Source organism: Advenella sp. FME57 (assembly GCF_014897675.1).
Lineage (GTDB): Bacteria > Pseudomonadota > Gammaproteobacteria > Burkholderiales > Burkholderiaceae_B > Advenella.
The window spans coordinates 61,665-74,509 of the sequence record NZ_JABUXU010000008.1 but is presented as its reverse complement, the minus strand read 5'-3'; the positions used below and the strand labels follow the sequence as shown (position 1 = coordinate 74,509).

The 12,845-nt window shown below is 55.6% G+C and carries 11 protein-coding genes; 3 read left to right on the top strand and 8 right to left on the bottom strand.

The window, feature by feature from the left end:
• Positions 1 to 131 precede the first annotated feature (131 nt).
• Positions 132 to 785 carry an RlmE family RNA methyltransferase gene (locus INT32_RS10940; protein WP_193088765.1) on the bottom strand — a complete coding sequence of 218 codons (654 nt, stop codon included), beginning with the start codon at positions 783 to 785 and terminating at the stop codon, positions 132 to 134.
• 15 nt (positions 786 to 800) lie between these two features.
• On the opposite strand from INT32_RS10940, the gene INT32_RS10935 reads away from it, so the two are divergent.
• Positions 801 to 1,391: a YhbY family RNA-binding protein gene (locus tag INT32_RS10935; RefSeq protein WP_193088764.1), complete on the top strand. Its 591-nt coding sequence runs from the start codon at positions 801 to 803 to the stop codon at positions 1,389 to 1,391.
• Between the two features lie 144 nt (positions 1,392 to 1,535).
• On the opposite strand, the gene greA is transcribed toward INT32_RS10935, so the two are convergent.
• Both greA and INT32_RS10925 read right to left on the bottom strand, forming a co-directional pair.
• Positions 1,536 to 2,012, bottom strand: a complete 477-nt coding sequence (gene greA, locus INT32_RS10930; protein ID WP_193088879.1) for a transcription elongation factor GreA — start codon at positions 2,010 to 2,012, stop codon at positions 1,536 to 1,538.
• 255 nt (positions 2,013 to 2,267) lie between these two features.
• A complete protein-coding gene (locus tag INT32_RS10925; RefSeq protein WP_193088763.1) occupies positions 2,268 to 3,629 on the bottom strand; it encodes a solute carrier family 23 protein in 1,362 nt (453 codons plus the stop codon).
• A gap of 151 nt (positions 3,630 to 3,780) precedes the next feature.
• Between INT32_RS10925 and INT32_RS10920 the strand changes: the two genes are divergently transcribed.
• The gene (locus INT32_RS10920; protein WP_193088762.1) at positions 3,781 to 4,422 is read left to right on the top strand and encodes a histidine phosphatase family protein; all 642 of its coding nucleotides are present in this window, start codon (positions 3,781 to 3,783) and stop codon (positions 4,420 to 4,422) included.
• Positions 4,423 to 4,506: 84 nt separating this feature from the next.
• On the opposite strand, the gene INT32_RS10915 is transcribed toward INT32_RS10920, so the two are convergent.
• The 5 genes from INT32_RS10915 to INT32_RS10895 form a co-directional block, all read right to left on the bottom strand.
• On the bottom strand, positions 4,507 to 5,259 hold the full coding sequence (locus INT32_RS10915) for an SDR family oxidoreductase (protein ID WP_193088761.1): 753 nt from the start codon (positions 5,257 to 5,259) through the stop codon (positions 4,507 to 4,509).
• A gap of 57 nt (positions 5,260 to 5,316) precedes the next feature.
• Positions 5,317 to 5,781, bottom strand: a complete 465-nt coding sequence (gene bfr, locus INT32_RS10910; RefSeq protein ID WP_193088760.1) for a bacterioferritin — start codon at positions 5,779 to 5,781, stop codon at positions 5,317 to 5,319.
• A 155-nt stretch (positions 5,782 to 5,936) separates the two neighbouring features.
• On the bottom strand, positions 5,937 to 9,188 hold the full coding sequence (gene carB, locus INT32_RS10905) for a carbamoyl-phosphate synthase large subunit (RefSeq protein ID WP_193088759.1): 3,252 nt from the start codon (positions 9,186 to 9,188) through the stop codon (positions 5,937 to 5,939).
• Between the two features lie 7 nt (positions 9,189 to 9,195).
• Positions 9,196 to 10,350, bottom strand: coding sequence for a glutamine-hydrolyzing carbamoyl-phosphate synthase small subunit (gene carA / locus INT32_RS10900; RefSeq protein ID WP_370540215.1), 1,155 nt, complete (start codon positions 10,348 to 10,350; stop codon positions 9,196 to 9,198).
• A gap of 107 nt (positions 10,351 to 10,457) precedes the next feature.
• Entirely contained in the window at positions 10,458 to 11,324 is an 867-nt protein-coding gene (locus tag INT32_RS10895) for a hypothetical protein (RefSeq protein ID WP_193088758.1), read from the bottom strand.
• 412 nt (positions 11,325 to 11,736) lie between these two features.
• On the opposite strand from INT32_RS10895, the gene tal reads away from it, so the two are divergent.
• On the top strand, positions 11,737 to 12,696 hold the full coding sequence (gene tal, locus INT32_RS10890; RefSeq protein WP_193088757.1) for a transaldolase: 960 nt from the start codon (positions 11,737 to 11,739) through the stop codon (positions 12,694 to 12,696).
• Positions 12,697 to 12,845: the final 149 nt, after the last annotated feature.

Below are 12,845 nucleotides of genomic sequence, written 5' to 3'. Positions count from 1 at the left end.
GCACCCCGTCTTACACCATCAAAGGGGCTTATTGCCACACCGGCTGCACAGCAGCATGGTAACTTACAACCGAGGGGAAATGCCCGCAAGTCCCCAGCCAGGTTAGCTTTGCCGGCAAGACCGACAAATAGCTATAACTGGCGATTATCCGGATGCTTTAGACCGCGCCCCAGCAAAAAGGTTTCCGAAGACTTGTCGCGCGAAGCCTTGGGCTTGCGCTCGACGACCCGTTTGAAGTGCTGCTTGAACATCTGCACGATTTGGGAAAATCCGCTGCCGTGAAATGCCTTGACAATCAGGACGCCGTCGGGGGTCAGATGCTGCAGGGAAAACGCCATGGCCAGCTCGCATACGTGCTGGATCCGGGCAGAATCGGCAGAACTGACGCCAGACAGGTTCGGCGCCATATCCGACATGACCAGATTGACCTGCTGTTCGCCCACCTTGTCGCTTAAGGCCTCGAGCACCGCGTCGTCACGAAAATCGCCCTGAATGAACTCAACTCCCGCAATGGGCTCCATCGGCAGCAGGTCCAGCGCAATGACGCGGCCCTGCAACACTCCGCCCTCAGCAGCGAGTCTTTCGCGTGCAACCTGCGACCAACTGCCGGGGGTAGAGCCCAAGTCGACTATAATATCCCCTTTCCGCATCAGTTTTTCCGAATCCAGGATCTCAATCAGCTTAAACGCTGCCCGTGCCCGATAGCCCTTCTGCTTGGCCATTTTCACGTATGGGTCATTGATATGCTGATGTATCCATTCTTTCGAGAATTTCTTTTTGGCCATTGCCCTGATTACCTTATGCCTACCCTAGAATTGACATCAAAAGAGCGCAGCGAACTACGCGCTGCCGCCCATCCGCTAAAACCGGTAGTCCTGATCGGTGATCAGGGCCTGACGCCCGCGGTGTTGAAAGAAATTGACATGAACCTCACCGCGCATGGTCTGCTCAAAGTGCGCGTTGCCGGAGATGACCGCGCCGCGCGTATTGCCATGCTCGACACTATCTGTGATTCATTATCGTGTGCCGCTGTTGGTCACCTCGGCAAAACGCTTATTTTATATCGACACGGCTCACAAAACCGTCGTTGGGAACAAAAAGTCGAAGAACCCGTCGAACGCAGCCGCCGACTCCCCAATGAACCCCATACGCCGAAAAAGCTGCTAGCCGCAGGCAAGACCCTGAAAGACCGCAAAACACCACGCAAGGCGGCCCGAGGAAACGACGAGCTGGTCGGCACACCGGCACGCAAGCCGGCGCGGGCCCCTGTGGCGCGTCCGGGTGGCGGCGACGCGCATGGCATTCCCAGACGCGCGGGCAGCGCCCTGTCGCTGCGTGCCGGCCGCCGCAGTACGGCTGCGCCTCGCACCGGCAGGCGCGGCGGCAGGTAACCGCTTTACCGCCAGACAAAAAAAGAAGCCGCAGGACTATTTTCTGCGGCTTTTTTTGCTGCTATCGGTATATCAGCCTCGCTGAGTGACCGATTCCGGTTCGTGCCCTATGACACCCGGGAACGCTGCATAACGATATGCAGTTTATTTGTACTCGACAGAGACAATTTCAAACTCTTTCTCGCCGGACGGCACAGTAACAACGACCACATCGCCTTCGACCTTGCCAATCAATGCTTTGCCAACGGGGCTGGAAATGGAAATTCTGTTCAGGCGGATATCGGATTCAGCATCACCGACGATCTGGTAAGTCACGTGACTGCCGGAGTTCAGGTCTTCAATGCTGACCGTTGCACCAAACACGATGCGTCCTTCGACATCCAGATTGGACGGATCGATGATTTGCGCGTTGGATAGAAGACCCTCCAGCTCATTGATGCGGCCTTCGATAAAACCCTGACGTTCCCGGGCTGCATCATATTCTGCATTTTCCGACAGATCGCCCTGCGCGCGTGCCTCAGCAATTGCCTGGATGACGCCGGGGCGCTCTACGCTGATCAAGCGGTGCAATTCTTCTTCTAAGCGCTTCGCACCTTGCGCTGTTAATGGAATACCTGCCATATCTGTCTCAAAAAAGTAAAAACGCCCCCATTGCACGATGATGTGCCATGATGATGAGCGTGCTGTTATGTTATAGACTTGACCAACGATGCCTGGCGCAAGCACAAAAGAATGGAAAAAACAAAAATAAACCCCGGCACTGGTTAAATTAGTGCCAGGGACATCGTTATGACATTGTCTCCAATTCCTGAACAAAATGCAAGCATTCGGAAAAATGTTGCTAAAGTCTTGAAAACAATTGAAAAAATTGCAGTTTTACAGGTCCTGTTCCTGGTCAAACGGACTCTGGTCCGGTTCGGCAGCGGAACGCTGCCGCAAATTGAGCAACGCATACAAAATGATGGCGCCGAAGGTGGCGGTTCCGATGCCTTCGAGCTTGAAAGCGCCCAATTGCAGCGTAAAGTTGCCGGCGCCCATCAGCAATGTGACGGCCGCCACGATCAGGTTCCGGTTATCGCCAAAATCAACCTGATTGACCACCCAGATACGGGCGCCGGCAATGGCAATCAGACCGAAAACCACCATGGAAACACCACCCAGCACCGGACCGGGAATCGCATGGATCAGTGCGCCGAATTTGGGTGAAAACCCCAGGACGATGGCAATGCATGCGGCCGCCACAAACACCAGTGTCGAATAAATACGGGTGACGGCCATGACACCGATATTTTCTGCGTAGGTTGTCACGCCGGTGCCGCCGACAGCGCCTGAAATCATAGTGGCAACCCCGTCGCCTACGAAAGCGCGCCCCAGATACTGGTCCAGGTTTTGCCCGGTCATGGCGCTGACCGCACGGATATGGCCCAGGTTTTCAGCAATCAAAATTACAGCGACCGGCACCATCACTGAAATGGCCGATACCGTAAACTCGGGAGCAACCAGCGTCGGCAAACCGAACCAGGCCGCGGCCTGCACGCCGGAAAAGTCAATCGGCGCACCCAAACCGGCCACATTGGTTAGCAGCCAGTAAATGACGCAAGCGGCGATCAACCCCAGCAGAATCAGCAGGCGCTGTATCATGCCGCGCGTAAAAACGGCGACGCCGGCCACGCACAGTATGGTCATCAGGGCCATGAGCGCCTCGAAGGTAGAACCCGAACCCATCGCACCCTTGGCGGCAATAGGCGCCAGATTCAGGCCGATCACGGCAACGATGGCGCCGGTAACCACAGGAGGCATCAGCCGTTCGATCCAGGCCGAGCCATTGCCCCGGCTGTTGGCGTACCAAACCACCACCCCAACCAGCGCATATACCAAACCGCACACGATAATGGCGCCCAGCGCGACGCCGATGTTGGCATTCGGGCCGCTGCCGGCATACCCCGTTACGGAAATGACGCCGCCGATGAAAGCAAAACTGGAACCCAGGTAGCTGGGCACCCGGCCAGCGACGAAAAAGAAGAAGATCAACGTGCCGATGCCGGACATCAGCACGGCCAGGTTGGCATCGAAACCCATCAGCAGAGGGGCCAGCACGGTCGCGCCAAACATGGCGACAACGTGTTGCGCACCCATTACCGCCGTCTGCGGCCAGGACAGGCGCTCATCGGGTGCTACAATCTGATGATCCCGGGCCCGGTCAACCCGCCGCCAGATTGGAAAAAAAGGTCCACTCATTACTTTCCCCATTCAGATGTGATGTCATATTTTGCTGGATATGCAGTGTACGACCTGACCGGTGCACAGAGCAAGCAAAACTGCGGCCGGCAGCAAGACCTTTATCCCTCATTTTCTGTCCTTCACCCGACTACCCTTCGAAAGCCCAACTATGTCACATACCGATTTCTGGATTATCCGCCATGGCGAAACCGACTGGAATGCCGAGCGTCGCCTGCAGGGTTGGCGCGACATTCCGCTAAACCCCAACGGCATCGCCCAGGCCCAGGCGCTCAACACGCATCTGCAAGGCTGTTTTAGCAACGCGACGCCCGAACACATTTATACGAGTGATCTGCAGCGGGCATACCACACCGCCCTGCCCTATGCCCAGTCATGCAACAAGCCCATTCATCGCCTGCCAGGGCTGCGCGAACGCAATTACGGTATTCTCGAAGGCCGGCTCTGGTCAGAGCTGACCGGCTTTGATTCGGCACGCAATCACAATCTGACGATAGAACTGGACCAGGACGAACACAAGGCTGAGGACCTGGCGACCTTTTACGCACGGATCAGGCAGACACTGAACGCACTGGCACAAAAGCACAGAAACGAAACAATCATGATCGTAAGCCATGGTGGCGCGATTGACATGATGTGGCGGGCTGCCGGCAAGCTGACGCCCGATGCGCCACGTCAATTCACCCAACGCAATACCAGCATCAACCGCCTGCGCATTGCCAATGACGACAGCTGGCAGATTGTGTCCTGGGCCGACACAAGTCATTTGCCACAAGCGGTGACCGAGGCATAAAGTTCAAAGCATAAAATTGGTCCGGCTACCGGCGCACCCACGCAGTGATGGGTGCCGGGCTGGCCGAGCCTGACGGGATGGCGCCTATTGTCGGCGAGGCTTGCGGCCGGCTCGGCTCATCATACGGTCATAGAGCGCATCGGGAATGAAGCGCATCAGCCTGGCAACCAGACCCATCTGCCATGGAATGACGGTATAGCGGCGGCCAAGAGCGATCGCCTGGCCTGCGCGCTGCGCAAAAGCATCGGGCTTCATCAAAAACGGCATGGGATAAGGATTGTGCTGCGTCATGGGTGTATCGATGAACCCAGGTGCGATCGTTACGACTTTGACGCCGGTACCGTACAGATCAAGGCGCAAACTTTCCAGAAATACCGTGGCGGCTGCCTTGGATGCGCTATAGGCGCTGGAGCCGGGCAGGCCCCGAATACCGGCAACGCTGCTGATCCCCACTAATGTGCCGCTCCCCTTGCTGTGCATTCCGGGAATAAAGGGCTCGAAGGTCGCCCCCATGCCCAGCACATTGGTTTCAATAATCTCCCGGAACACCTCGGCATCTTCGACAATGCCATTGAGAATGCCGACACTGATGCCGGCATTGGCAATGACAATATCCACCGGACCATTATGCAAAAAATCGGCAGCCGCAGCATGCAGATCGGCCGCATGCCGTACATCGCCAACATAGCATGCCGCTGGTTTTGACAACGATGACGATAGCGCTTCCAGCTTTTCGCCCGAGCGGGCGAAAAGACCCAGTTGCGCGCCGCGGGCGTCGTAATACCGGGCAAAAGCCTCGCCCAAACCGCTACTGGCGCCACTAATAAAAACACGCATGTCGGTATGCAATCGCTATCGTGATATTAGAATTTCGTGATATTACAATCGAAATTATTACAGCTGTGATTGAAGATAGTTCTGCAGACCGAGTCGTTCAATCAGGCCCAGTTGCTGTTCCAGCCAGTGCGCGTGATCTTCCTCGGTATCTTCCAGTTGCACACGCAACATTTCACGTGTTACGTAATCACCGGACTCTTCGCAAAGCGCGATGCCTTTTTTCAGATTGTCCCGAACTTCAAACTCGGTATCCAGGTCAAGTTGCAGCATTTCGGGCACGTCCTTGCCCACCCGGATATCTGCAGATACCATCTTGGGTGTGCCTTCCAGCAAAAGAATGCGACGAATCAGCGCATCGGCGTGATCCGTCTCATCCTGCATTTCGTGACCGATACGCTCGAACAGCTTGGTATAGCCCCATTCATGGTACATACGTGAGTGAATGAAGTACTGGTCCCGTGCTGCGAGTTCACCTGAAAGCAGAAAGTTCAGATAGTCTATGACTTTAGGATGGCCTTTCATTATGCTGCTCCTTGAAAGAATCAAACGTAAAACCCTATTTTAAGAGAGGTTTGCGCGGCGCATGCCCTATAAAGAAAAATTGCCAAATTTCACGAAGAAAAATGGCAATCGTTCTCATTAGCTACACGCAATAGCCAGTCGGCCCGCCAACCGACTTATGTCTTCTTTGCCGAAGCCAGTCCGGCGTGCAGATCCTGTAGTGAATACACCTGGATGCCATCGGAGTCGCGCAGATATTGCATGCCTTCGATTGCCGCACGGGCGCCGGCCAGCGTGGTAAAGAAGGTAACACGATCGGCCAGCGACTGCGTGCGGATCACGCGCGAGTCGGAGATCGCATTGCGGCGCTCTTCCACGGTATTGATGACAAGCTGAATTTCACCGTTCTTGAGCATATCGACCACGTGCGGGCGCCCTTCAGTCACTTTATTGACCACCTGCGCCTGTACGCCAGCCTCAATGAGTTTGGCGGCCGTACCACGTGTGGCCACTACTTTGAAACCCAGATTGACCAGGCCACGGGCCAGCTCCACCGCCTTGGATTTATCCTGATCCTTGACGCTGATAAAGGCAGTGCCGGTTTCCGGCAGAAGCACGCCGGCAGCAAGTTGGGACTTGACGAAGGCTTCACCGAAAGTGCGTCCGACGCCCATGACTTCACCGGTAGACTTCATTTCCGGACCCAGTATGGTGTCTACGCCAGGGAACTTGACGAACGGGAAGACGGCTTCCTTGACGCTGAAATAAGACGGCACCACTTGCTCGGTCACACCCTGCTCGGCCAGCGACTTGCCGGCCATGGCACGCGCCGCGATCTTGGCCAGCTGATAGCCGGTTACTTTCGAGACAAACGGCACGGTGCGAGACGCGCGCGGATTGACCTCCAGCACATAGACCTGCCCGTCCTGGATGGCGAACTGTACATTCATCAGGCCACGCACGTTCAGCGCGCGTGCCATCAGACTGGTCTGCCGCTCGATTTCCTCGATCACCTCTGCCGAGAGCGAATACGGAGGAAGGCTGCAGGCCGAATCGCCCGAGTGTACGCCCGCCTGTTCGATATGTTCCATTACACCGCCAATGAACACCACTTCGTCGTCGGCCAGACAATCGACGTCCACTTCTGTTGCATCGTTCAGGAAACGATCAAGCAGCACCGGAGAATCATTGCTGACCTTGACGGCTTCACGCATATAGCGTTCCAGATCGGTCTGTTCATGGACAATCTCCATGGCGCGGCCGCCCAGCACGTAGCTTGGGCGCACCACCAACGGGTAACCAATTTCGGTCGCATGGGCAATGGCTTCCGCTTCGGTGCGCGCTGTCCGGTTTGGCGGTTGGCGCAGACCGAGTTTTTGCAGCAGCTTCTGGAAGCGCTCGCGATCTTCGGCCACATCAATGGATTCGGGACTGGTGCCAATGATCGGAACGCCATTGGCTTCAAGTGCACGCGCCAGTTTCAGCGGGGTTTGCCCGCCATACTGCACGATCATGCCGACCGGGCGCTCCAGATGCACGATTTCCAGTACGTCTTCAAGCGTGAGCGGTTCGAAATACAGGCGATCGGAAGTATCGTAATCGGTCGAGACTGTTTCCGGATTGCAGTTGACCATGATGGTTTCATAGCCGTCTTCGCGCAGCGCCAGGGCGGCATGCACGCAGCAATAGTCAAACTCGATCCCCTGACCGATGCGGTTCGGACCGCCGCCCAGCACAATGATCTTCTTTTTGTCCGTAGGGTGTGATTCGCACTCTTCTTCGTAAGTGGAATACATATACGCTGTTTTCGTGGCGAACTCGGCCGCGCAGGTATCTACCCGCTTGTAGACCGGACGCACGCCCAGCTGATGACGCACCTTGCGTACCTCGGACTCGGATACATCCAGCAAGAACGCCAGCCGACGATCAGAAAAGCCGCGACGCTTCAGGCGGCGCATGACGGTCTCGTTCAGATCGGACAGCGTTTTCTGTTCAAGCTCCAGTTCAATGTCGACGATTTCCTTGATCTGCTCCAGAAACCAGGGATCAATCTTGGTCAGGGAATGCACTTCATCCAGGGTGAAACCCTGGGCAAACGCATCGCCCACATACCAGATCCGTTCCGGACCCGGCTCGGCCAGCTCCACCTGCAGTTTTTCACGATCAAGCGTTTTCTGGTTCAGGCCATCGACGCCGACTTCAAGCCCGCGCAGCGCTTTCTGGAATGACTCCTGAAAGGTGCGTCCCATGGCCATGACTTCGCCCACCGATTTCATCTGCGTCGTCAGACGGGAGTCGGCCTGCGGGAATTTTTCGAAGGCAAAGCGAGGAATTTTGGTGACCACGTAATCGATGGTCGGCTCAAACGATGCGGGCGTTTCGCCGCCGGTAATTTCATTTTGCAATTCGTCCAGCGTATAGCCCACGGCCAGGCGTGCCGCCACTTTGGCAATCGGAAAGCCCGTTGCCTTGGAAGCCAGCGCCGAGGAACGCGATACGCGCGGGTTCATTTCAATCACGATCATGCGGCCATTTTCGGGATTGACGGCAAACTGAACGTTGGAGCCGCCGGTCTCTACCCCGATCTCGCGCAGCACCGCGATAGACGCGTTCCGCATGATCTGGTATTCCTTGTCGGTCAAGGTCTGTGCAGGCGCCACGGTGATCGAATCGCCGGTGTGCACGCCCATGGGATCAAGGTTTTCAATTGAGCAGATAATGATGCAGTTGTCCGCCTTGTCGCGCACCACTTCCATCTCGTATTCTTTCCAGCCCAGCAGCGATTCCTCGATCAGCAGTTCGCTGGTTGGCGACGCTTCAAGACCCCGACGGCAAATCGTTTCAAATTCTTCGGCGTTATAGGCAATACCGCCACCTGTGCCGCCCAGCGTAAAGCTGGGGCGAATGACTGCCGGGAAACCGCTGGTCCCCGCTTCTGCAGCAATGCGCTTTTGCACGTCCCAGGCTTCGTCCAACGTATGGGCTACGCCCGACTTGGCCGATTCCAGACCAATACTGGTCATGGCGTCCTTGAACTTCAAACGGTCTTCTGCTTTCTCAATGGCCTGCTCGTTGGCGCCAATCATCTGGACGTTATATTTTTCCAGTACGCCGTTATGGGCAAGATCAAGCGCGCAGTTCAGCGCGGTCTGTCCGCCCATGGTGGGCAGCAGCGCATCGGGACGCTCCACTTCAATGATTTTTTCGACGGCTTTCCAGGTAATCGGCTCGATATAGGTCACATCGGCGGTTTCCGGATCGGTCATGATGGTAGCCGGGTTGCTGTTGACCAGGATGGTGCGATAGCCTTCGGCTTTCAGGGCTTTGCACGCCTGTGCACCCGAATAATCAAATTCGCAGGCCTGACCAATAATGATCGGACCAGCGCCGATAATCAATATGCTTTTTATGTCGGTACGCTTGGGCATGATATCTCTAGTTTTTTTCGCTCATGGAGCGGATGAATTTTTCAAACAGCACGATGATATCGTGCGGGCCAGGGCTGGCTTCGGGGTGTCCCTGGAAGCAGAAGGCAGGACGATCAGTCAGTTCAAAACCCTGCAGTGAACCGTCAAACAGGGACACGTGGGTAACACGGGCATTGTCCGGCAATGTGTCTGCGTCTACGGCAAAGCCATGATTCTGGCTGGTAATGTATACCCTTCCGCTTTGCACATCCTTGACCGGATGGTTGGCGCCATGGTGGCCGTTTTTCATTTTGACGGTGCGCGCATTGAGCGCCAGGCCCATGATCTGATGCCCCAGGCAGATGCCAAAAAGCGGAATTCTTTTTTCCATGACCACGCGTGCCGTTTCGATGGCGTAATCGCAGGGTTCCGGATCGCCGGGACCGTTGGCCAGAAAAACGCCATCGGGGTTCAGGGCCAGCACATCGGCGGCCGCCGTTTGGGCAGGCACAACCGTCAGCCGACAGCCCAGATCAGCCAGGATACGCAGAATATTGGATTTGACGCCGAAGTCGTAAGCGACAACATGAAAGCGATCCTGCTGCGGCTGGGTATAACCCATGGTGCGCTGCCAGGTGCCTTCGCGCCATTCTTCGCGTGCGCTGCGACTGACCACCTTGGCCAGGTCCTGCCCGGCCATGCCGGCATAGGCGGCTGCCAGGGCGATGGCCTTCTGCTCATCGTCGCCGACAAGAATGCAGGCGCCCTGGGCGCCGCCCTCGCGCAGGCGACGGGTAAGTTTGCGGGTATCAATGCCGGAGATGGCAACGACACCCTGCTCTTTAAGATAGTCGGGCAGTGACTGGGTAGCACGGAAATTGGAAAGACGTCGCGGGCAGTCCCGGACAACCAGACCGGCGGCATGGACCTTTGAAGACTCGACATCTTCAGGGTTGATACCCGTATTGCCGATATGCGGATAGGTCAGCAGGACAAGCTGGTTGGTATAGCTGGGATCGGTAAGGATTTCCTGGTATCCGGTCATGGCCGTATTAAACACCAGTTCGGCCACGCTATGGCCGTTTGCCCCGATGGATATTCCCTTGAAAATCGTGCCATCTGCCAGAGCCAGAATTGCGGTGGGAAATTGAGGATTATCCTCGAATATGGAAGACGTGAGCACGCAGAACCCCGAAAATTTGGTATCGATAAGTAAACCTTTCTATTATACAGAGTAAGGCTTGACGATAGAAAAAACTTAAGGGTAATTTCGCAAGAAAACCGAACGAACTACTGGCTCTCTACCTCGAACGCATGCGCAAGCTTGCTGCGATCTTCTACAACCAGAAAGCGCAACATTTCCCGGTAGCTGTTGTCCTGATAGCTCAGGATCCGTACTCGCGTACCGCGATTTTCTTCCAGATAACTGAAAATGATGGGATGATTATTACGACGCAAGTTGCCGATCTGCATGGAACTGGCGCGCAGATCCACCACGGCACGCCAGTCCTTGCCGCCGTCGTTCTCCAGGATCCAGCTTTTGCGCTCTCCGCTGTCCGCCTTGCATTTGACCAGCACGTAGGCCTTGCCCGATACTTTCAGATTGGTGCTGAAAAAAAGAAGATCATCAATACCGCCACCGCCACAGAATTTTTGCTGACCAGGCAACGGCAGATCCAGGCCGCGCAGAGACAGCCTGGGCAGGGACAGCAAGGCGCCTTCGACATTGATGGGCTGATCATCTATTCCGTAGACAGGCGTGCGGTCAAGGTTGGTTTTAGCCCAATCGACCATGGAGGGCAGTTTATCGCGCAGACATCTGAGGTCGCGGCAGGCAAGCAGCGTCCGGGTGCGGTGGTGGATAATGTCCGCCATGACCAACGGCCTGTCGGTTTTGGCAAGCAGCGCCGAACTGTTGTAAAACCAATCAGCCAGATTACGGGCAACGGTTGAATCCTTGCACAATTGGGCCGGCCACTGCTTTACCGCCTGCTGCAATTGCAGGACCGCACTGGCGCCAAATTGATTGCGGACTTCAGTTTCAGGCAGACAGGGATTCAGGGAAATTTCCTGTTGTGCGGATCCGACCCCGACGAAGGGATTTGCGAACGAGATTATCTGGCTGGATGCGACTGGTAGATACGTACCTGACATCACAGCGAGCCCCGTCAGCAATATTGCCCTGCACCACTTGACAAGCATTCTGCCCTTAACCCTTTCCTGTACAGTTTTGAATGGAATAAAAAAACTGGACGACCCAAGCCGTCGCAATAATCACATTTACAATATTTTCAAGCGCGTTTGTATCCGCGTCGCTTGCGGTGCGGAGCTATGGACACCGCCAGCGCAGGGCACCCACCGCCGGTTTTTTCAGGCCAAACCAGATGACAATATGTGTCAGGCGACCGGTATTCGAATCTTGCCTGTATATTGCGGGTAATATACACGTATCCGTAAGATTTTGAAATAATCAACCGTTAATTTACAATTTTTCATCGAGCCGGAAAGGAGCAATGGTTTGCAGGAAACGGCAAATATGTTACCACTGGCCGTGCAGGAAACCTCCCATATGAATCAACTTGACCAACTCAGAAAATTCACAACTGTGGTTGCCGATACGGGTGACTTCGAAAGCATGCGTGAGCTCAAGCCCACCGATGCAACCACCAATCCTTCACTGATCCTCAAAGCCCTGTCTAAGGACGCCTACCGTCCGATTCTGCAGAACACGCTTGCCAGGTACCCCGAGGCAACGCCCGCAGATACACTGGATCATATTCTGGTTGAATTCGGCAGACGGATTCTTGAAATCGTGCCGGGGCGGGTGTCCACGGAAGTGGATGCGCGCCTGTCATTCGACACGGAAGGCACGGTGGCCCGTGCGCGCCGCATTATTGAGCTGTACGATCAAGCCGGTGTGGATCACAAGCGTGTGCTGATCAAGATCGCATCGACCTGGGAAGGCATTGCCGCTGCGCGCATCCTGCAAAAGGAAGGGATCGCCTGCAATATGACCCTGCTGTTCTCCCTAATCCAGGCAGTCGTCTGCGCCGACGCCGGGGTGACGCTGATTTCACCCTTTGTCGGGCGTATTTACGATTGGCATAAAAAGGCAGCAGCCAGCAACTGGGTAGAAGCGGATAACAGTGGAATAAACGATCCGGGCGTGCAATCGGTCACCCGGATATATCAGTACTATCGTCGCCATGGCATCAAAACCGAGATCATGGGTGCGAGCTTTCGCAATGTCGGGCAGGTACTGGCGCTGGCCGGCTGCGACCTGCTGACCATCAGTCCGGAACTGCTGGGCGAACTGGCCACAACCGACGGCAGCGTCACGGCACACCTGCATGAATCAATGGCAGCCAGGGCCAACATCGACTCCATTGCGCCGGAAGAAAAAAACTTCCGCTTCCTGCTCAATGAAGATGCGATGGCCACCGAAAAGCTCAGTGAAGGCATACGCACCTTTGTGGCAGATGCAATCGGTCTGGATACATTGATCGACGCGTCTCGTAAAAAAGGATAGGCAGCAGCGCGGCGCCTTGTATGGCAAAGGCGGTAAACGCGACCTGCTGAAACGCTCCATGCTATAAAGCACCGTACTCTAAACCGCCGTACAATAACGGCCCCGATTTATCGGGGCCGTTATCGGCGTGCCGGGCGATGTGTCGTGCG

Bases quoted from the DNA above. Each gene is read 5' to 3' on its own strand.
- INT32_RS10940 (WP_193088765.1), bottom strand. From the start codon at position 785: ATGGCCAAAAAGAAATTCTCGAAAGAATGGATACATCAGCATATCAAT.
- INT32_RS10935 (WP_193088764.1), top strand. From the start codon at position 801: ATGCCTACCCTAGAATTGACATCAAAAGAGCGCAGCGAACTACGCGCT.
- greA (WP_193088879.1), bottom strand. From the start codon at position 2,012: ATGGCAGGTATTCCATTAACAGCGCAAGGTGCGAAGCGCTTAGAAGAA.
- INT32_RS10925 (WP_193088763.1), bottom strand. From the start codon at position 3,629: ATGAGTGGACCTTTTTTTCCAATCTGGCGGCGGGTTGACCGGGCCCGG.
- INT32_RS10920 (WP_193088762.1), top strand. From the start codon at position 3,781: ATGTCACATACCGATTTCTGGATTATCCGCCATGGCGAAACCGACTGG.
- INT32_RS10915 (WP_193088761.1), bottom strand. From the start codon at position 5,259: ATGCGTGTTTTTATTAGTGGCGCCAGTAGCGGTTTGGGCGAGGCTTTT.
- bfr (WP_193088760.1), bottom strand. From the start codon at position 5,781: ATGAAAGGCCATCCTAAAGTCATAGACTATCTGAACTTTCTGCTTTCA.
- carB (WP_193088759.1), bottom strand. From the start codon at position 9,188: ATGCCCAAGCGTACCGACATAAAAAGCATATTGATTATCGGCGCTGGT.
- tal (WP_193088757.1), top strand. From the start codon at position 11,737: ATGAATCAACTTGACCAACTCAGAAAATTCACAACTGTGGTTGCCGAT.